The sequence below is a fragment of the Aromatoleum sp. genome (assembly GCF_032027225.1).
Classification (GTDB): Bacteria; Pseudomonadota; Gammaproteobacteria; order Burkholderiales; family Rhodocyclaceae; genus Aromatoleum.
Window position 1 is genome coordinate 14161 of sequence record NZ_JAVSMM010000024.1, and the last position, 20473, is coordinate 34633.

The 20473-nt window shown below is 65.0% G+C and carries 14 protein-coding genes; all 14 read left to right on the plus strand.

Features of this window, described 5'->3' with window-relative positions; genetic code table 11:
• Positions 1-85: 85 nt before the first annotated feature.
• The gene (locus ROZ37_RS19825) at positions 86-535 is read left to right on the plus strand and encodes a hemerythrin domain-containing protein (RefSeq protein ID WP_312662247.1); all 450 of its coding nucleotides are present in this window, start codon (positions 86-88) and stop codon (positions 533-535) included.
• Complete coding sequence (locus ROZ37_RS19830) at positions 532-747, plus strand: DUF2249 domain-containing protein (RefSeq protein WP_312662249.1); 216 nt, start codon at positions 532-534, stop codon at positions 745-747. The genes ROZ37_RS19825 and ROZ37_RS19830 overlap by 4 nt, the downstream gene beginning before the upstream one ends.
• Positions 744-2006, plus strand: a complete 1263-nt coding sequence (locus ROZ37_RS19835) for a hypothetical protein (protein WP_312662252.1) — start codon at positions 744-746, stop codon at positions 2004-2006. The genes ROZ37_RS19830 and ROZ37_RS19835 overlap by 4 nt, the downstream gene beginning before the upstream one ends.
• A gap of 734 nt (positions 2007-2740) precedes the next feature.
• Entirely contained in the window at positions 2741-3994 is a 1254-nt protein-coding gene (locus ROZ37_RS19840) for a nitrate/nitrite transporter (protein WP_312662254.1), read from the plus strand.
• Between the two features lie 50 nt (positions 3995-4044).
• A complete protein-coding gene (locus ROZ37_RS19845; RefSeq protein WP_312662256.1) occupies positions 4045-5748 on the plus strand; it encodes an MFS transporter in 1704 nt (567 codons plus the stop codon).
• 144 nt (positions 5749-5892) lie between these two features.
• Positions 5893-9648, plus strand: coding sequence for a nitrate reductase subunit alpha (locus tag ROZ37_RS19850; protein ID WP_312662259.1), 3756 nt, complete (start codon positions 5893-5895; stop codon positions 9646-9648).
• Between the two features lie 157 nt (positions 9649-9805).
• Positions 9806-11356, plus strand: a complete 1551-nt coding sequence (gene narH, locus ROZ37_RS19855) for a nitrate reductase subunit beta (protein WP_312662261.1) — start codon at positions 9806-9808, stop codon at positions 11354-11356.
• Positions 11357-11367: 11 nt separating this feature from the next.
• A complete protein-coding gene (narJ, locus tag ROZ37_RS19860; RefSeq protein WP_312662262.1) occupies positions 11368-11910 on the plus strand; it encodes a nitrate reductase molybdenum cofactor assembly chaperone in 543 nt (180 codons plus the stop codon).
• Between the two features lie 10 nt (positions 11911-11920).
• Positions 11921-12628, plus strand: coding sequence for a respiratory nitrate reductase subunit gamma (narI, locus tag ROZ37_RS19865; protein WP_312662264.1), 708 nt, complete (start codon positions 11921-11923; stop codon positions 12626-12628).
• A 93-nt stretch (positions 12629-12721) separates the two neighbouring features.
• Complete coding sequence (locus tag ROZ37_RS19870) at positions 12722-14668, plus strand: type IV pili methyl-accepting chemotaxis transducer N-terminal domain-containing protein (protein ID WP_312662265.1); 1947 nt, start codon at positions 12722-12724, stop codon at positions 14666-14668.
• Positions 14668-15351, plus strand: coding sequence for a response regulator transcription factor (locus ROZ37_RS19875; protein WP_312662266.1), 684 nt, complete (start codon positions 14668-14670; stop codon positions 15349-15351). Before ROZ37_RS19870 ends, ROZ37_RS19875 begins: the two co-directional genes overlap by 1 nt.
• 22 nt (positions 15352-15373) lie before the next feature.
• Positions 15374-15889, plus strand: a complete 516-nt coding sequence (locus ROZ37_RS19880; RefSeq protein ID WP_312662268.1) for a hypothetical protein — start codon at positions 15374-15376, stop codon at positions 15887-15889.
• A gap of 227 nt (positions 15890-16116) precedes the next feature.
• Positions 16117-18060, plus strand: coding sequence for a TAT-dependent nitrous-oxide reductase (gene nosZ, locus ROZ37_RS19885; RefSeq protein ID WP_312662269.1), 1944 nt, complete (start codon positions 16117-16119; stop codon positions 18058-18060).
• Between the two features lie 227 nt (positions 18061-18287).
• A complete protein-coding gene (locus tag ROZ37_RS19890) occupies positions 18288-20465 on the plus strand; it encodes a 4Fe-4S binding protein (protein WP_312662271.1) in 2178 nt (725 codons plus the stop codon).
• Positions 20466-20473 lie beyond the last annotated feature (8 nt).

Below are 20473 nucleotides of genomic sequence, written 5' to 3' on the forward strand. Positions count from 1 at the left end.
GTGGGATATCGGACCGTTTGATACGAATCAAGGCCCCGAATGTGTGGATTCGGAGAATGAACCCACCTTAAGAGGAGGGCCGGACATGACTGGAATCGCCACGCTGATGACTCACGACCACCGCACCTGCGACGAATCCTTCGCGCGCGCCGAGACGGCCGCGTCGAAAAAGAAATGGCAGGAAGCGGGCAACGAACTCGCAAGCTTTATCGCCGCGCTGGAAACGCATTTCGAGGCTGAAGAGAAGATCCTCTTCCCGCGCTTCGAAGCCGTGACGGGCATGACGAGCGGCCCGACCCAGGTCATGCGCGGCGAGCACACCGAGATGCGCAGCGCGCTCGAGCGGATGAAGGATGCGCTCGAGCGGCAGGACGCCGACGATTATGCGGGCGAAGCCGAAACCCTGTTGATCCTCATGCAGCAGCACAACATGAAGGAAGAGAACATTCTTTACCCGATGTGCGACGCGCAACTCGCCGGCGAAAACCTTCCTCCGGTGCTCGCCGAAAAGCTCGGCAACCGGCAGGCTGCATGACCCAGATTGTTGACGGACGCGGCCTCGAGCCGCCCCAGCCCTTCGAGCTGGTGATGGAAGCGCTCGCCGATCTTCCGGCGGGCGGGAACCTCACCGTGCTGCTCGACCGAATGCCCTACCCGTTGTTCCGCATCCTCGACCGCGACGGCTACCGTCACAACAGCAGGATCCGCGACGACGGCGTGGTCGAAATCGAGATCGCCGCCCCATGACGACTGCAGACCTGAGCCTCAGCTACGAAGCGGCGCCGGCCTTTTCCGCGCCGCTCAGGTTTTTCATCACCGCGCCGCTGTTCGGGCTGATCGCGGGCCTGGTCCTGATCGGCGCGCCCGAACTGCTCGAATCGCGCTGGAGCGCCGGCGCGCTCGCGATCACGCACCTCATCGCCGTCGGCTTCATGCTCAACGTGATGTTCGGCGCGCTGTTCCAGATTCTTCCGGTGGTCGCCGGCGCCGTGATGCCGAATACGCCGACCATTTCTGGCCTGGTGCACCTCGGCCTCGCGACCGGCACCGCCAGCCTCGCGTGGGGCCTCGGCACCGGCTCGCCCCCGTTTCTCGTCACCGCGGTCGTCGTGCTCGGCACGACCTTCGCGATCTTTCTCGGCGCCGCGGCGTACGGCCTGTTGCGCACCCCGGTCGCGCAGGCGACACCGCGCGACCTGCGCCTCGCGCTGGCGGGCTTCGGCATCGCGGGCACGCTCGGGATACTCCTTGCGCTGACGCTCGCCCGCGGCTTCGCGCTGCCCTTGCCGCTGCTGGTGAAACTGCACGTCGGCTGGGCATGGCTGGGCGCGTCGGGCGTGTTGCTCGCCGCAGCGAGCTGGATCGTCGTGCCGATGTTCCAGATCACACCCAACTACCCCGAGAAGCTGACGCGTTACTGGGCGGTCGCGACCTGCGCCGGGCTCGCGCTGTGGAGCGTCGCGGTGCTGATGGAGCTCCCGCTCGTCGAACTGCCGCTCGCCGCGGCGCTTGCCGCACTGTCAGCGACTTACGCGATCACGACGGTCCGCCTGCAGACGAAGTCCCGGCGTTCGGTGCCCGACAACACGACCCGCGCGTTCCAGCTCTCGATGTCGTGCCTGGTCGCCGGGCTCGCGTGCGTGCTTCTCGCGCACCAGCTCGACTACGAGCTGTTGCCGATCCTCGCCGGCGTCCTGATCCTGCACGGCGGCTTCGTCAGCGCGATCATCGGCATGCTGTACAAGATCGTCCCGTTCCTCGCGTGGCTCCACCTGTCGCAGGAAGGGTTGAAGGCGCCGAACATGAAAAAGCTGCAACCGGACGCGCCGGTACGCCGGCATCTCGCCGCCCACGCGATCGCGCTCGCTGCGTTGCTCGTCGCCGCGATCAGCGGCAGTGACCTCCTCGGCCGGCTCGCGGGCGTGACCGTTGTCGTCGAGTTCGCGCTGCTGCTCGCGAACATGGTCAAGGTGCTCGGCGCGTACCGGACCGCTCGCGCTGCGTAACGCCGCGTTCCCATGGTCCCCGAGGGCCGCGGCGTTCGATCGCCGCAGCCCGGACGGGTCGGCGAAGAGTGCCCGCCGACGATCCCGGCATCGTCGGCGGATTTTTCCCTGCATCACCCGATGCGCGAAATCCCTGCGCACTGCACTACGCCGTCCCCCCGCATAGCCCCCTTCCGAGTCGTCGCAGTATCGTAGGTCGAGCCGAGCGATGTCAGCCGGGTCGGCTCGAGGTGCGTCCACGTCGGGCTTCAACTTCGGCGCAGCGCAACCGACGGCGAATCGCCCGCCTGCTCTCGTCCACCGCCCGGTGCGCGTGCACGCCTTCGGATTTCCTCGCCGTCGGCCTTCACCTGTCACTCACGCGGACGCTGCCCGCGACGGACCGAGTCCCGTCCGGCCCCCTCTTTCCCGAAAGCGATCATGGCCCGCACCTGTCCTCGCGCCCGACCTGATGCGCTGGATCCGTCCTCCCTTGCGCTGACCCCGTCGACGGCGCGACACGTAGTTCCATCATGGACTCCTTCCCCGATCCCGGTGCCGGCGACGGTTTCGCGCGCACGCTCTTGTCATCCGTCGCCCCGCCGCAGCCCGAATGACTAGTTCCAAATAACTAGTCCGTGAGAGTGGGTACTATCCCGCACCCCTGCTTTCGGCGAATGTTCGTCGCGATCCGCGAGGCATACGCTTCGCCTCGTCCTGGAGCCATCCGTGCTCCGTCCGGGAGGGGAAGAAAGATGGCCTCGTCGCGTCAGAAACAGTTTTCCGTGCTCGTCATGAGCACGACGGCGTTCACGATGTGTTTCGCCGCGTGGATGCTGTTCGCGGTGATCGGTATTCCGATCAAGGCCCAGCTCGGCCTCAACGAGACCCAGTTCGGTCTGCTCGCCGCGATGCCGGTGCTGACCGGCTCGCTGGTCCGTCTCCCGCTCGGGATGTTGACCGACAAACTCGGCGGGCGTGTCGTGTTCTTCGCGCTGATGCTCTCGACCGTCGCGCCAATCTGGCTGATCAGCCAGGCGACGGCGTACTGGCACTTCCTGCTCGCCGGCCTCTTCGTCGGCCTCGCCGGCGGCTCGTTCTCGGTCGGCATCGCTTACTGCGCGCGCTGGTTCGAGCGCAAGAACCAGGGGTTCGCGATGGGCGTGTTCGGTGCCGGCAACTCGGGCGCGGCGGTGACGAAGCTCGTCGCGCCGGCGCTCGTCGTCGCGTTCGGCTGGCAGTTCGTGCCGCAGGCCTTTGCGGTCGCGATGCTCGTGATCGCGCTCGCATTCTGGTTCTTCACTTACGACGATCCGTCGCACCGCGTGCATTCCGGCGTCACGTTCGCCGACCAGCTGCGCGTGCTGAAGGACCCGCGGGTGTGGAAGTACTGCCAGTACTACTCGATCGTGTTCGGCGGCTACGTCGGGCTCGCGCTGTGGATGACGAAGTACTACGTCGCCGAGTTCGGGCTCGGCCTCGAGACCGCAGCACTGCTAGCCGCCTGTTTCTCGCTGCCGGGCGGCGTGCTGCGCGCGGTCGGCGGCTGGTTCTCGGACCGCTACGGCGCGCACAAGGTCACCTGGTGGGTCATGTGGGTGTCGTGGGTGTGCCTGTTCCTGCTGTCCTACCCGCACACCGAGTTCACGGTGATGACCGTGTGGGGGCCAAAGACTTTCGCGATCCACCACAACATCTGGTTCTTCACGGTGCTGATGTTCACGGTGGGTGTCGCGTGGGCATTCGGCAAGGCGTCGGTGTTCAAGTACATCTCGGACGAGTTCCCGCACGAAATCGGCGCGGTGTCGGGAATCGTCGGCCTCGTCGGCGGCCTCGGCGGCTTCCTGCTGCCGATCCTGTTCGGCGCCCTGCTCGACCTCACCGGCGTGCGATCGAGCGCGTTCATGCTCCTCTACGGCGTCACCTGGGTGTCGCTGATCTGGATGTACTGGACCGAAGTCCGCCGCACCGACGTGATGCACGGCGCCCCCGCAGTGGCGACGAAGTAAGCCTCCTCCACCCGATTCCACCCACGCACCCTTTGAACTGGAGCAAATCGATGGCACCTGCAAACCTTCGCCCGATTCCGCCGGTCCCGAGCCCGGCCGGAGGACGCGTCGGCACCCAGCCGGGCGTACGTCCGCGCGGTCCGGACATCGCCGACTGGCGCCCCGAGGACGAACAGTTCTGGGCCCACACCGGCAAGTTCATCGCCAACCGCAACCTGTGGATCTCGATCCCGAGCCTGCTGTGCGGTTTCGCGGTGTGGCTGATGTGGGGAATCATCACGGTGCAGATGGCCAACGCGGGCTTCCCGTTCACCCCCGATCAGCTGTTCTCCATCGCGGCGATTTCGGGCCTGTCGGGCGCGACGTTGCGCATTCCCGCGTCCTTCTTCATCCGTATCTGCGGCGGACGCAACACCGTGTGGTTGACGACCGCGCTGCTGATCATCCCGGCGCTCGGCACCGGCATCGCGCTGCAGGACAAGAACACGCCGTTGTGGGTGTTCCAGCTGATGGCGCTCTTGTCGGGCATCGGCGGCGGCAACTTCGCCTGTTCGATGGCGAACATCAGCACCTTCTTCCCGAAGCGGCTCCAGGGCACGGCGCTGGGTCTGAATGCCGGCCTCGGCAACTTCGGCGTCACGACCTCGCAGATCCTGATCCCCGCGGTGATGACGCTGGGCCTGTTCGGCGCGCTGGGCGGCGACGCGATTCCGCTCACGAAGGATTCGGCGACGCTGATTGGCAAGATCGCCGCCGGCACGCCGACCTACGTGCAGAACGCCGGCTTCCTGTGGCTGCTGCTCCTCGTGCCGCTCGCGGTGGTCGGCTGGTTCGGCCTGAACAACCTCAAGGTCGTGTCGCCGAACACCGGCTCGACCGGCGCGGCGATGGGCCGCATCCTGCTGATGTACGGCATCGCCATCGCCGTCACCGGCATCGGCCTGTATCTCTACCTGCCCGCCCCGACCGGCTCCGGCCTGCTCGCCGGCAACGGCATGTGGATCGTGTTGCCGCTGGTGATCTTCGGCACGCTGTTCGCGCTGAAGGCGGTCGCCACCGGCGAGATGAAGACGAACCTGAACAAGCAGTTCGCCATCTTCGGCAACAAGCACACGTGGTCGATGACGGCGCTCTACGTCGTGACCTTCGGCTCGTTCATCGGCTTCTCGATGGCGCTGCCGCTGTCGATCACGGTGATCTTCGGCAACACGCACACCTTCGACGCGGCGACCAACGCCTGGGTGCATGCGAAGAACCCGAACGGCCCCTCCGCGCTGATGTACGCGTGGATCGGCCCCTTCGTCGGCGCGCTGATCCGTCCCGTGGGCGGCTGGATCTCGGACAAGCTCGGCGGCTCGATCGTCACGCAGGTGATCTCGGTCGTGCTCGTCGGTGCGTCCGCGGTGACCGGCTACGTGATGCATCTCGCGTATCAGTCGTCCACGCCCGAGAGCTACTTCCTCGTGTTCATGCTGCTCTTCATCCTGCTGTTCGCGGCTTCGGGTATCGGCAACGGCTCGACCTTCCGCACCATCGGTTTCGTCTTCGACCAGGACCAGCGCGGCCCCGCGCTCGGCTGGACCTCGGCGATCGCGGCCTACGGTTCCTTCATCGCGCCGGTCGTCATCGGCGGGCAGATCAAGGCCGGCACGCCGGAGAACGCGATGTACGGCTTCGCGGTGTTCTACGCCGCCTGCCTCGTCCTCAACTGGTGGTTCTACCTGCGCAAGAACGCCTACATCCAAAACCCCTGACCCCCACAGAGATTTTCAAGAACGAGTGCCCGCTGCCGGAACCGCTCCGGTGGCAGCCGCGGCCCGACGGCTGACGCCGTTTCCGCAGCGAAACCGGCAGAACCGGGCACGGACCGACAAGCAACGGATTGACAGGAGCAAGCAATGAGTCATTTTCTCGATCGACTGAAGTTCTTCGACCAGGTGAAGGACACTTTCGCCGGCGGGCACGGCATCGTTACTCATGAAGACCGCCAGTGGGAGGACGCATACCGCAACCGCTGGCGCCACGACAAGGTCGTGCGCTCGACGCACGGCGTGAACTGCACCGGCGGCTGTTCGTGGAAGATCTTCGTGAAGAACGGCCTGGTGTCGTTCGAGATGCAGCAGACGGACTATCCGCGCACCCGCGAGGACCTGCCGAACCACGAACCGCGCGGCTGCCAGCGCGGCGCCTCGTTCTCCTGGTACCTGTACTCGCCGCACCGCATCAAGCACCCGATGATCCGCGGGCGGCTGCTCGAGCTGTACCGCGCCGAGCGCAAGACCGGCAAGGATCCGGTCGAAGCGTGGGCGGCGATCCAGGCCGATAACACCAAGCGCGACAAGTACGTGAAGGTGCGCGGCCTCGGTGGCTTCGTGCGCACCGACTGGAAGGAAGTCAACGAGATCATCGCCGCGGCGAACATCTACACGATCAAGAAGTGGGGCCCGGACCGCATTTACGGTTTCTCGCCGATCCCCGCGATGTCGATGATTTCGTACGCGGCCGGCGCGCGCTACCTGTCGCTGATCGGCGCGGCCTGCGGCTCGTTCTACGACTGGTACTGCGACCTGCCCGCGGCGAGCCCGCAGACCTGGGGTGAGCAGACCGACGTGCCGGAAGCGGCCGACTGGTACAACTCGACCTACGTCATCATCACCGGCGCGAACCTGCCGATGACGCGCACGCCCGACGCGCACTTCGCGACCGAAGTCCGCTACAAGGGCACGAAGATCGTGTCGATGGCGCCCGACTACGCCGAGTACGTGAAGTTCGCGGACCTGTGGATGCCGGTCAAGCAAGGCACCGACGCCGCGGCCTTCCTGGCGATGGGCCACGTTGCGTTGAAGGAATACTTCATCGACCGCCAGGAGCCCTACTTCCAGGAGTACGCGCGCAAGTACACCGACCTGCCGATGCAGGTCATTCTGCGCGCGCACGACGGCGCGTTCGTGCCGGACCGCAACCTGCGGGCGGCCGACTTCGAGGGCAACCTCGGCGAAGCGAACAACCCCGATTGGAAGACGATCGTCGTCGACTCGCGTACCAACTCCTACGTCGCGCCGAACGGCTCGATCGGCTTCCGCTGGGGCGAGGAAGGCAAGTGGAACCTGCTGCCGAAGGACGCCGCGACGCAGCAGGAAATCGAAGCCGAGCTGTCCTGCATCGAGCGTCGTGACGAGGTCGTCTCGGTCGGCTTCCCGCATTTCCAGCCGGGCGAGCCCGGCCTGCTGTACCGCAACGTCCCGGCGCGCAAGCTGACGCTCGCCTCGGGCGAGACGGTCTATGTGACCTCCGTGTTCGACCTGCAGGTCGCGCAGTACGGCATCGACCGCGGGCTCGGCGGCGAGAACGTCGCCAAGTCCTACGACGATGCGACCGTCGCCTACACCCCCGCCTGGGCCGCGCGAGTGACCGGCGTGAAGGCTGCCGACATCGAGCGCACCGGCCGGGAGTTCGCGCAGAACGCGTCGAAGACCCGCGGCAAGTCGATGATCATCATGGGCGCCGCGATCAACCACTGGTACCACAACGACATGCAGTACCGGTCGATCATGAACCTGCTGCACATGTGCGGCTGCGTCGGCCAGAGCGGCGGCGGCTGGGCGCACTACGTCGGCCAGGAGAAGCTGCGTCCGCAGGCCGGCTGGGCGCCGATCGCGTTCGCGACCGACTGGCAGCGTCCCCCGCGTCACCAGAACTCGACGTCGTACTGGTACTTCCACACCGACCAATGGCGCTACGAGACGATTGACGCGGACGACCTGCTGCAGCCGGCGGCGAAGGGCAAGAACAAGGGCTACAAGCTCGCCGACTACAACGTCGCCGCGACGCGCATGGGCTGGCTGCCGTCGGCGCCGCACTTCAACCGCAACCCGCTCGAACTCGTCGCCGCCGCCGAGAAGGCCGGCGCGACCGACGAAGCCGGCGTCGCGAAGTACATCGTCGATGAGCTGAAGAGCGGCAAGCTCGACGTCGCGTTCGCCGACCCGGACGCCGAAGAGAACTGGCCGCGCAACCTCTTCGTGTGGCGCGCGAACCTGATCGGCTCGTCGGCGAAAGGCCACGAGTACTTCCTGAAGCACCTCCTCGGCGCGCAGAACGGCGTGCTGCAGGAAGGCGGCGACGGCAAGGGCACGAAGGAAGTGAAGTGGCGCGAGGAAGCGCCCGTCGGCAAGCTCGACCTGATGGTGGACATCAACTTCCGCCTGAACTCGACCGGTGCCTATTCCGACATCATCCTGCCGACCGCGACGTGGTACGAGAAGAACGACCTCAACACGACCGACATGCACCCGTTCATCCACCCGCTGTCGGAAGCGGTGACGCCGGGCTGGGAGTCGAAGTCGGACTGGCAGATCTTCCGCACGATCGCGAAGACCTTCTCGGAGCTTGCTGAGAAGCACCTCGGCGTCGTCAAGGACGTCGTCGCGCTGCCGATGCAGCACGACTCGCCGTTCGAGCTCGCGACCCCGCTGGGCGAGGTGCGCGACTGGAAGAAGGGCGAGTGCGAGCCGATCCCGGGCAAGACGATGCCGCTCCTGAAGCTCGTCGAGCGCGACTTCGTGAACACCTACAAGAAGTACATCGCGCTCGGCCCGCTGATGACGAAGCTCGGCAACAACGTCAAGGGCATCGACTGGAACACCGACCAGGAATACGAAGAGCTCAAGAAGTGCAACTACACCGTGAAGCTGCCGGGCATCTCGTTCGGCATGCCGTCGCTCGAAGAGGACATCTCGGTGTGCGACGCGGTGATGCGCATGGCGCCGGAGACCAACGGCGAGGTCGCGCACAAGTCGTGGTCGGCCCTGTCGAAGAAGACCGGCATCGACCACCATCACCTGTACGCCGGCCGTCACGAGGACAAGATCACCTTCCGCGACATCCAGGCCCAGCCGCGCAAGATCATCACCGCGCCGACCTGGTCCGGGATCGAGTCGGAGACCGTGAGCTACACCGCGGGCTACACCAACATCCACGAGCACATCCCGTTCCGCACGCTCACGGGCCGCGCGCACTTCTACCAGGATCACGAGTGGTTCCTCGACTTCGGCGAAGGCTTCTGCGCCTATCGTCCGCCGGTCGACATGAAGGCGCAGAACCTGATCCCGGATTCGGTCAGGAAGAAGCCGCACCTGACGCTGTCGTGGCTGACGCCGCACTCGAAGTGGGGCATCCATTCGTCCTACCAGGACAACTTGCGGATGCTGTCGCTGTTCCGCGGCGGCCCGTACGTGTGGGTGTCGGAAGACGACGCGAAGGAAATCGGCCTCAAGGACAACGACTGGGTCGAGGCGATCAACGCCAACGGCGCGACGATGGCGCGCGCGGTCGTGTCGCAGCGTGTGCCGCGCGGCGTCGCGCTGATGTACCACGCTCAGGAGAAGAACGTGAATGTCCCCGGCTCGCCCTCGACCGGCAAGCGCGGCGGCATCCTGAACTCGGTGACGCGCGTGATCGTCAAGCCCACGAACATGGTCGGCGGCTACGCGCAGCTCGCGTACAGCTTCAACTACTACGGCACGGTGGGCTGCCAGCGCGACGAGGTCGTCGTGCTGCACAAGATCGCGGACCAGGACATCGACTGGCTGGAGCGCCCGCTGACGCCGGAACGCGAGCAGCAGCGGAATCCGGTCGGGGTCGGACCCCGGTGATTCGGTAGCACGTAGGGCGGATGAGCCGCGTAGTCATCCGCCGCATGGGCCCACGGAAGCACATGCGGCGGAAGGCGCTTCGCGCTTCCCCCTACGGCCAACCGAGACGACCTCACCCGCATTCGGCCCACAAGGCAAAAGGAATTAGGAGAATCAAATGAAAATCCGCGCGCAATTCGCGATGGTGTTCAACCTCGACAAGTGCATCGGCTGCCACACCTGCTCGGTGACGTGCAAGAACGTCTGGTCGAACCGCAAGGGCATCGAGTACGCCTGGTTCAACAATGTCGAATCCAAGCCCGGCATCGGCTATCCGAAGAATTGGGAAGACCAGGAGAAGTGGAAAGGCGGCTGGGAAAAGGTCAACGGCAAGCTCGAGCTGAAGGCTGGCGGCAAGATTCGCAAGATGATCCAGATCTTCGCGAACCCGAACATGCCGCAGATCGACGACTACTACGAGCCCTTCACCTACGACTACGCGCGCCTGCAGAACGCGCCGCTGTCCGAAGCCGCGCCGACCGCGCGCCCGGTGTCCCAGATCACCGGCGAGAAGATGGACAAGATCACCTGGGGCCCGAACTGGGAAGACGACCTCGCCGGTGAATTCGCCGCGCGCGCCCAGGATTCCAACTTCGCGAACATGCAGAAGGAGATGTACAAGCAGTTCGAGAATACCTTCCACCTCTACCTGCCGCGCATCTGCAACCACTGCATCAACCCCGCCTGCGTTGCGTCCTGCCCGTCGGGCGCGATGTACAAGCGCGAGGAAGACGGCATCGTGCTCGCCGACCAGGACCGCTGCCGCGGCTGGCGGATGTGCATCTCCGGCTGCCCGTACAAGAAGGTGTTCTTCAACTGGGAATCGTCGAAGGCCGAGAAGTGCATCGGCTGCTACCCGCGCGTCGAGTCCGGCCTGCCCACGGTCTGTTCCGAATCCTGCGTCGGCCGCATCCGCTACAACGGCATCATCCTCTACGACGCCGACAAGCTGCTCGACGCCGCTTCGACCGATAACGAGCAGGATCTCTACAAGGCGCATCTGGACCTCTTCGTTGATCCGTACGACCCGAAGATCATCGAGCAGGCGATCAAGGACGGCGTGCCGCAGAGCTGGATCGACGCCGCACAGAAGTCGCCGATCTACAAGATGGCCGTCGAGTGGAAGATCGCCTTCCCGCTGCACCCCGAGTTCCGCACCCTGCCGATGATCTGGTACGTGCCGCCGCTCTCGCCGGTGCAGTCTCAGATCGACCAGAAGAAGCTGCCGACCGAAGCGGACGGCGTGATCCCGAAGGCCGAGGCGATGCGCCTGCCGGTGCAGTACCTCGCGAACCTCCTGACCGCCGGCAAGACCGAGTACATCACGACCGCGCTCAACCGCCTGCTCGCGATGCGCTCCTACATGCGCTCGGTGCACGTCGACGGCCAGCCCGATCTCGGCCCGCTCAAGCGCGCCGGCATCGATGAAAACATCGCGAAGGAGATGTACCGCTATCTGGCGATCGCGAACTACGAGGACCGCTTCGTCGTACCGACCGCGCACGAGGAGATCCGCCTCGACGACTACCACGCGTTCCAGGGGCAGAACGGTTTCACGTTCGGCGCCGACACGTCGAAGGGGCACGGGACCTTCTCGCTGTTCCCTGAGCGCCGCACGACGTCCGCCGAGCCGCGTCAGCCGGCCCCGGTCGCCGAACCCCGCGATTGAAGGAGACGACGATGAAAATTTTCCGCCTGCTATCGGTCCTGCTCGACTACCCGTCCGACGAGTTCCTCGCGTCGCTGCGCGAGTCGGCCGGCAAGAGCTCGTTCGCGTTCGTCGAAAGCCTCGACGAGGCCGACGCGTTCAGCGCGGTCGAACTGCAAACCATCGCGAGCTTCGTCACGACGCTGCTCGACGCCGACCCGATGGCCCTGCAAGGCGCGTACGTGCAGAACTTCGACCTTACCGCCGAGCACAGCCTGCATCTGACGCATCACATTTTCGGCGAGGAAAAGTCGCGCGGGCCGGCGCTGATCGACCTCGGCGAGTTCTACCGCAGCTACGGGCTGAAGGCCGACGAAAAGGAACTGCCGGACTACCTGCCGGTGATCCTCGAGTTCGTCTCGACGCTGTGGCTCGACGAGGCGCGCGTGTTCCTCGCCGACGTCGCGAAAGTGCTGAAGATGCTCGCCGACAACCTGGAAAAGTCCGACAGCATGTATGCACCGCTGATCCGGATCATCGAAAAACAGGGCAGCCTCGCCCGTCTGGCCGCCTGAGGAGACATTCATGAACCTGTTGAACTTCTTTTTCGGGGTCTATCCCTACATCGCGCTGACGATCTTCGTCGTCGGCAGCTGGGTCCGGTACGACAACGCGCAATACACGTGGAAGACCGACTCGACGCAGCTGCTGTCGAAGAACAACGTGTGGCTCGCGAGCAACCTGTTTCACGTCGGCATCCTGTCGATCTTCGCCGGGCATTTCGCCGGTCTCGTGCTGCCGCACGCCCTGTGGATCGCGCTCGGCGTGTCCGACATGGACCACCAGTGGCTCGCGATCATCGCCGGCAGCGTGTTCGGCACGATGTGCCTGATCGGCGGCGCGATCCTTTGGCTGCGCCGCATGTTCAACCCGCGGGTGCGCGCCGCGGGCCGCCGGATGGACGCGTTCATCCTCAGCTGGCTGATGCTCACGCTGCTCGTCGGGCTGTCGACGCTGCCGGTGTCGATCGGCCATGCGAACCACGGCAACCCCGACGTGATGCTCGCGCTGTCGGGCTGGGTGCAGAGCGTGCTGACGCTGCAGCCGCAACCGTCGCTGCTCGCCAACGTCGAGCCGGTGTTCCGGCTGCACATGTTCCTCGGCATGACCGTGTTCCTGCTGTTCCCCTTCACTCGCCTCGTGCACATCCTGACCGCGCCGGTCTCCTATGTCGGCCGCGCCTATCAGATCGTCCGCTCGAAGCGCCGCGTGAAGGCGACCGCATCGGCGTGAATGCCGATCGCCGGGCGGCAAACCTGCCGCCCGGCCTTGCTCCCGGTGCCGGTAGCAACGTAGTCTTGGCCCCTGCTCCAACCCGTCACACCCATGCTGCCAGCCCGTACCAGTATCGCGACGAAGATCACCGGCATCCTGCTGGTGTTCTTCCTCGTCGCGCTGACTGCGATCGGGCTGACGCTTTTCATGTCCTGGCATTTGCAGGGCGCCGCCGCCGCGATCAACGACGCCGGCAGCCTGCGGATGCGCGCGTACCGCATCGATCAGCTGCTGTCACGGGCGAACGCCAGCTCGCTCACCGAGCCGCTCGCGTTCGCCGAGCGGCTTCGGCGGGAGCTCGACGATTTCGAGCGGGTCCTGGACGAACTGCGGCGCGGCAATCCGCAACGGCCGCTTTTCATCCCGAAGGACGCCGGCATTCCCGGGGACGTCGAACGGATGGCGCAGTTCTGGGCGACGCAGATTCGTCCGGTGCTCGACGCGATCGTGCTCGAACCCGAGCCGGGCCGGCTGACGTCGAACCTCGTTGAATTCGATCGCACGGTAAAGACCTTCGTCAGCGGCATCAACGATGTCGTGCTGAAGATGGAACGCAGCTACGCGCGCAACACGGACATCCTGCGCGCGTCCCAGGTCTCGCTGATCGCGCTGGCCGTGATCGGTACGCTGATCCTGATCCGCTTCTTCTTCGTCCTCGTGATCCGACCGGTAACCGAGCTGCAGGACGGCATGAAGCGCATGGAACAGGACGACTTCAACGCGCGCGTGCCTGTCCTCGGGAGCGACGAATTCGGCGAGTTGTCCGAAGGTTTCAACCGCATGGCGGTGCACCTGCAAGGCCTCTACGCAACCCTCGAGGAGCGCGTCGCGGCGAAGACGCAGAGCCTCGCCGAAAAGAACCGCGAGCTCGAAATCCTCTACAGCATCGGCGGCTTCCTGCGCGAACCGAACGACGTCGACGGCCTGTGCCAGGGATTCCTCGAACGCGTGCAGGCGACCTTCGGCGCGCGTGCGAGTTCGGCACGGCTGCTCGACCAGAATTCGCAGAACCTATGCCTGACGGTGCAGTGCGGGCTCGACGAGAGTTTCATCATGCGCGAGGCGGTGCTCGACTGCGGCGACTGCGTCTGCGGCGAAGCGGCGCGCCGCGGCGCGTCGTTCGTCTGCGAGGTCGACCGTCCGACGGCGTTGATGACGCTCGGCGGCTGTCGGCTGGCCGGCTTCCGGGTCGTGTCCGCAACCGCGATCACCGCGGGCAAGCAGACTCTCGGCATCTACAACCTGTATTTCACCGACATGCGGCCGCTGTCCGACTCGGACCAGCTGCTGCTCGAGGCGCTCGGCCAGCAACTCGGCATCGCAATCGAGAACCAGCGCCTGCAGGCGAGCGGCCGTGAGCTCGCGGTGTCGGAAGAGCGCAACCTGCTTGCGCGCGAACTGCACGACTCGATCGCGCAAGGCCTCGCGTTCATGAACCTGCAGGTGCAGATGCTCGAGGACGCGCTCGACCGCAACGAACCGCGCGAAGCCCGCGACACGCTGGCGATGCTCCGTCAGGGCGTGCAGGAGAGCTACGACGACGTGCGCGAGCTGCTGGTGCATTTCCGTACGCGGGTCGAAAAGCAGGATCTGGGCATGGCGATCGCCGCGACGCTGCGGCGCCTCGCCGACCAGACCGGCATTGCGACCGACCTCAAGATCGAAGGCGACGCCGCGCCGCTCGACCCGGAGGCGGAAACGCAGATCCTCTACATCGTGCAGGAGGCGCTGTCGAACGTGCGCAAGCACGCGAACGCGCGTTCGGTAAAAGTCGCGCTGCGGCGCGGCGTCGAGGGGCTCCTCGTTACGGTGCGTGACGACGGCGTCGGCTTCGACGAAGCCGATCGGAGCACCGCCGCGCGGGAGGCGCACATCGGGCTGCAGATCATGCGGGAGCGGGCCGCACGCATCGGCAGCCAGTTCGCGGTAAGCTCTTCGCCCGGCAACGGAACCGAAGTCCGACTCGAACTCCCCCGCCTGTACAAGGAAATCCATTGATGCCAGATCCGATCCGCGTGCTTCTCGTCGACGACCATGCGCTCTTCCGCGGCGGCATCAAGTCGCTGTTGCAGCGCCACGCGGAGTTCGAGATCGTCGGCGAGGCGGGCGACGGCATGGAGGGCGTCAAGCGCGCCGGTCAGCTCAAGCCGGACGTCGTGCTGCTCGACCTGCACATGCCCGGACTGTCCGGTCGCGACGCTGCGGCGATGATGACCGAGGAGTCGCCCACGTCGCGCGTGCTGATGCTCACTGTGTCCGAGGACGCCGAGGATCTGATCGAAACGCTGCGCGCCGGCGCCTGCGGTTATCTGCTGAAGAACATCGAGGCCGAAACCCTGATCTCGGCGATCCACAAGGCCGTCGAAGGCGAATCGCTCATTTCGCCGCAGATGATGGGCAAGCTCCTGATGGGCGTGCGCGGCGAGCTGCAGCCCCGCGCGAATCCGGCGCAAACGGCCGTCGCGTCCGAACTCAACAAGCTGTCGCCGCGCGAGCGCGAGATCCTCGGCTTCATCGCCCGCGGTCAGAGCAACAAGGAGATCGCGCGCGAACTGCAACTCGCCGAGAGCACGGTGAAGATCCACGTCCAGAACATCCTGCGCAAGCTCAACCTCACAAGCCGCGTGCAGGCCGCGGTATTTGCGGTGGAACACGGAATCGTCCAGGATCCCGAAGCCTGACCCCGGGCCGACGGAGACCCCTTTGCCCCCCTCGACACCCTCGCGGACCGCGACGCTCGTCCGCACCGTGCTGCCGTTCGCGGCGATTCCGCCGCTCATGATCATGTTCGCGATGCGCGATCACCCCGAGGTCTACCGGCTCGACCCGCTGTCGGCGAACTGGGAATGGATCGCGCTGCTCGTGTTCGTCGCCGAACTCGCCACCGTGACCCTCGTCGCCGCCATGCTGCGCCTGACCGCACCCGCGCCCGAATCGCGCCCCTCGCCGGCGCAAGCCTACCTGCTCGCTGCCCGCACCGCGTCGCCGCTGTGGGCGTCGGCAATCGTCCTCGCGATTCCGAGCCTCGCGGCCCTCGTCGCGGCTCACCTGCTCGCGCACGCCGTCGCGCTGCGCTCGCTCCACCGCGACATCCGGAATCACTTGCGGATCGCCGACGACCTCGAGACGCTGCATGTCGCCTACATGGTGTACAGCGTCGCCGTCGTATTGTGGATCCCGCTGCTGCTGATGATCTTCGTGTCGCTGTCGCCGGCCTGAGCTTTGTACCATGTCCTGCCCGCCGGCATGGTTACAAGTCCCCTTCGACTACCGGGTTTCCTTAATCTTGGTCAAGGAGTCATGGGACCCGTTGACCTAAAGTCCCGCGTGCGCCCAATGCAACCCGTGCGCCACCTGTACGTAATCACAAGACGGTCCCGTCCTGCCGGCAAGGATGAGCGAGCGTCGATGAAGAAGCGATCACCTTGTAAAACGGAGTCGACTAAATGAGCCAGCACCAGGATCAAAAGCTTGACGGCCAGCCGGACGCGAGCCGTCGTAAGTTCCTCAACACCGCCGCGTTCGCCGGTCTCGCCGGCGCCGGCCTGTCCGTCGGCCTGTCCGCATGCAAGCAGGAACAGGCGCCCGCCCCGGCCCAGAACGCACCGGCCGCCGCGCCGACTGCTGCGGCCGGCGCGCACAAGATCGAAGTCCCCCCTGGTGAGCTCGACACGTACTACTCGTTCTCGAGCGGCGGCCACTCCGGTGACGTGCGGATCTACGGCCTGCCCTCGGGCCGTCAGCTGAAATCCATCCCGGTGTTCAACGTCGACTGCATGTCCGGCTGGGGCATCACGAACGAGTCGAAGGCGATCGTCGGCACGCGGCCTGATGGCCGCCTGAAGTACATCACGGGCGACACGCACCACGTGCATCCGTCGTACACCGACGGCACCTACGACGGCAAATACATCTTCGTCAACGACAAGATCCACAGCCGTCTCGCGCGCATCCGCCTCGACACGATGGAGTGCGACAAGATCACCGACCTGCCGAACGTCCAGGGCTTCCACGGAACCTTCCCGGACAAGCGCGACCCGGTCGACGCAGCGGTCAACCATACGACGCGCGTGTTCTGCGGCGCCGAATTCTCGATTCCGCTCCCGAACGACGGCCACGGCCTCGACGACACGGCGGCCTACCGTTCGCTCTTCACCTGCGTCGACGCCGAAACGATGCAAGTGCGCTGGCAAGTGCTGATCGACGGCAACTGCGACCTCGTCGCGACCTCGTACGACGGCAAGCTTGCCGCGACGAACCAGTACAACGTCGAAATGGGTATCCATTACCCCGAGATGATGGCGGGCGAATGGGACGCGTGCCTGTTCTTCAACGTCGCGCGCATCGAGGAAGCGGTCAAGGCCGGCAAGGTCACGCACATTGGCAGTTCGAAAGTCCCGGTCGTTGACGGTCGCAAGGAAGCGAACGCCGATCCGAAGACCGCTCTCACCTGCTACGTGCCGATCCCGAAGAACCCGCACGGCGTCAACACCAGCCCCGACGGCAAGTACTACGCCTGCTCGGGCAAGCTGTCGCCGACGGCCAGCCTCATTTCGCACGAACAGGTCCTGAAGTGGTTCGACGGCGAGCTCAAGGAGGCCCGCGAGGCGGTCGTCGCCGAGCCGGAAATCGGCCTCGGCCCGCTGCATACCGGCTTCGACAACAAGGGCAACGCCTACACGACGCTGTTCCTCGACAGCCAGATCGTCAAGTGGAACCTCGATGCGGCGATCAAGTCGTTCCAGGGCGACAAGACGGCGGTTCCCGTCGTTGATCGTCTCGACGTGCACTACCAGCCGGGCCACGGCTTCACGTCGATGGGTGAGACGAAGGAAGCCGACGGCCAGTACTTCATTTCCGACAACAAGTTCTCGAAGGACCGCTTCCTGCCGGTCGGGCCGCTGCATCCCGAGACGGCGCAGATGATCGACATCAGCGGCGACAAGATGGTGCTGCTTGCGGACCACTCGGTGACGTCGGAACCGCACGATTCGATCGTGATCCGCCGCGACATCATCAAGACGCGCCAGATCTACGACATGAACGACTTCCCGAACGCGGTGAAGGACCCGAAGGAGTCTGGCCTGACCCGCGAAGGCAACAAGGTCACGATCAAGCTGACGAGTCAGGCGCCGGCGTACAGCCTGCCGGAGTTCCGCGTCAAGAAGGGCGACGAGGTGACGATCATCCTGACCAACCACGACAAGGTCGAGGATCTGACGCACGGTTTCGCGATTCCGAAGCACGACATCAACTTCGCCGTCAGTCCGCAGGAGACGAAGTCGGTTACCTTCAAGGTCGACCAGCCGGGCGTCTACTGGTGCTACTGCACCCATTTCTGCCACGCGCTGCACCTCGAAATGCGCAGCCGCATGATTGTCGAGGCGTAAGCGGTCTCGCTTCCGTCTCGCAAGACCTGCCGGATCGACTTCGTTTCCGGCAGGTGCAACACCCGCCCCCTTACTGGGGGAAACCGATGGGGTGATCGTTTCGAGGGGCTGCGCGCCCCTCGTTTTTTTTGCTGTTTCAGAAGTCGCTAATGTATTAATTGACCAGGAACAATTACCCACCGGGTAGGGTTTTCTAGACTATTGCCACACCCGCAAACGGAACTGTGATGAACTTCCCGGCTGTATTTCGGAACATTCTTCTTTCCCTCGCGTTAGTGCTGCCCGCATCCGGGTCGCTCGCCGACGCGTACGAGGCGAAGCTCCCTGACCAACTCGGCACCGCCCCGCAGATGTGCGACTACGTGCCCTGCGGCGACGTGCTGCCCGGTGCAACATCCTTCTCGGAGCGCAAGGGACAGCCTCCGTACGTGGAAGGCTATGCGGACGAGAACGGTGCGAAGCGCAAACTCGGCTACGTGATGCTGTCGACCGACATCACCGACACGCCCGCGTATTCGGGCAAACCCGTGGTCACGCTGATCGGTATGGACCTGCAGGGCCACTTCACCGGCGTCAAGATCCTGAAGCACTCCGAGCCGATTCTGTTGCTCGGCATCCCCGAATCGGCGCTGATCAAGTTCAACGAGCAGTATCTGGGCAAGTTCGTCGGCAGCAACATCGAGGTCGGCGCCGCGCGCCCGGACGAGGACATCATCGGGCTCGACGCCATCACGGGTGCTACCGTCACCGTCATCGCCCAGAACCAGGTGATGATGACTTCGGGCACCGCCGTCGCGCGGCAGGTCGGGATCCTGAAGCCGACGATTCGCGAGCAGGCCAAGTTCATCGAAACCGGCGTCAAGGCGGACTGGGCGAAGCTCGTCGAGGACGGCAGCGTCAAGCGTCTCGTCGTGAAACCCGAGCAGGTAGGCCTTCCGCGCGGCTCCGAGCCGTTCGTCGAACTGTGGTTCGGGTACCTGAATCAGCCCGACATCGGTCGCGCCGTTCTCGGAGACGGTCCGTGGCGCAGCCTGATGAGCCGGCTCAAGGACGGCGAACATGCGCTGTTCGTGGTTCGCAGCGGCGGCCATGAATCCTTCAAGGGCTCGGGCTTTGTGCGCGGCGGTATCTACGACCGCGTGCAGGTGCGCCAGGGCGCCGACGCCTTCACGTTCCGCGATCTCGACTCCGTGAACCTGTACGGCCTCGCTGCTCCCGGCGCGCCGAAGTTCACCGAGTCCTCGATCTTCATCATTCGCTCGAAGTCGTTCTCGGCCGCCTATCCGTGGAAGTTCGTGTTCCTCGGCAACCGCATCGACCGTGCGACCGGTACGAAGAGCTTCACCAACTTCGACGAAGAGTACTGGCTGCCGGCAGCCTATCTCGAAGGCGGCCGACCCAAGGTCGTCAAGCCGGACGCGCCGTGGGTCCGCGTGTGGAAGACTCGCGCGGTCGAGATCGGGCTCTTCGCTGCGCTGCTCCTCGGCGTCGGCACTGCGTACGCGTTCCGCGACCGCCTCACGCGGCGTTCCACGCACAAGAACAAGTGGCCGGTCAATATCTTCAAATACACCGCGTGGGTCGTGAGCATCGGCTTCGTCGGCTTCGGACTGCTCGCGCAGCCGTCGATCACGCAGGTGCTGACCTGGTTCCACGCGCTGCTGTTCCAGTGGAAGTGGGAGCTGTTCCTGACCGACCCGTTCATCTTCCTGTTCTGGATCTTCATCATCGTCACGGTGTTCGTCTGGGGTCGCGGCCTTTTCTGCGGCTGGCTGTGCCCGTTCGGCTCGCTCTCCGAACTGCTGTACAAGCTCGGCAGCGTCGTCGGCCTGAAGCGCTTCCAGTTCCAGTTGTCGCGCAAATGGCACGACCGCCTGAAGTGGGTGAAGTACGCGGTGTTCTTCGGGTTGCTCGCGGTGTCGTTCTTCTCGATGGGACTTGCCGAGAAGCTTGCCGAGGTCGAGCCGTTCAAGACGACCTTCCTCGTCGGCCTGTTCAACCGCAGCTGGCCCTACACGTTGTTTGCAGCCGGCATTCTGGGACTGTCGATCTTCATCGAGCGGCCGTTCTGCAAGTACCTGTGCCCGCTCGGCGCGTCGCTCGCGATGCCTTCGACGTTCCGCTGGTTCGGTCTCGACCGCAAACAGAAATGCAATTCCTGCAAGGCATGCGAAGTGGCTTGCGGAGCGCAGGCGATCGACGCGAACGGACGTATCGACCAGCGTGAGTGCCTGCACTGCCTCGAATGCATGGTTCTCTACACTGACGAGCGCGCCTGCCCCGCACTGTCGCAGGAGCGCAAGCGCCGCACGAAGGCCGGCCTGCCGCTGACCCCGATCGGCAAGGACGGCTATTACATCCCGATCAAGCCGGCATCGGTTTCGGAAGCGAAATCCGCGGCCTGATCGCGACG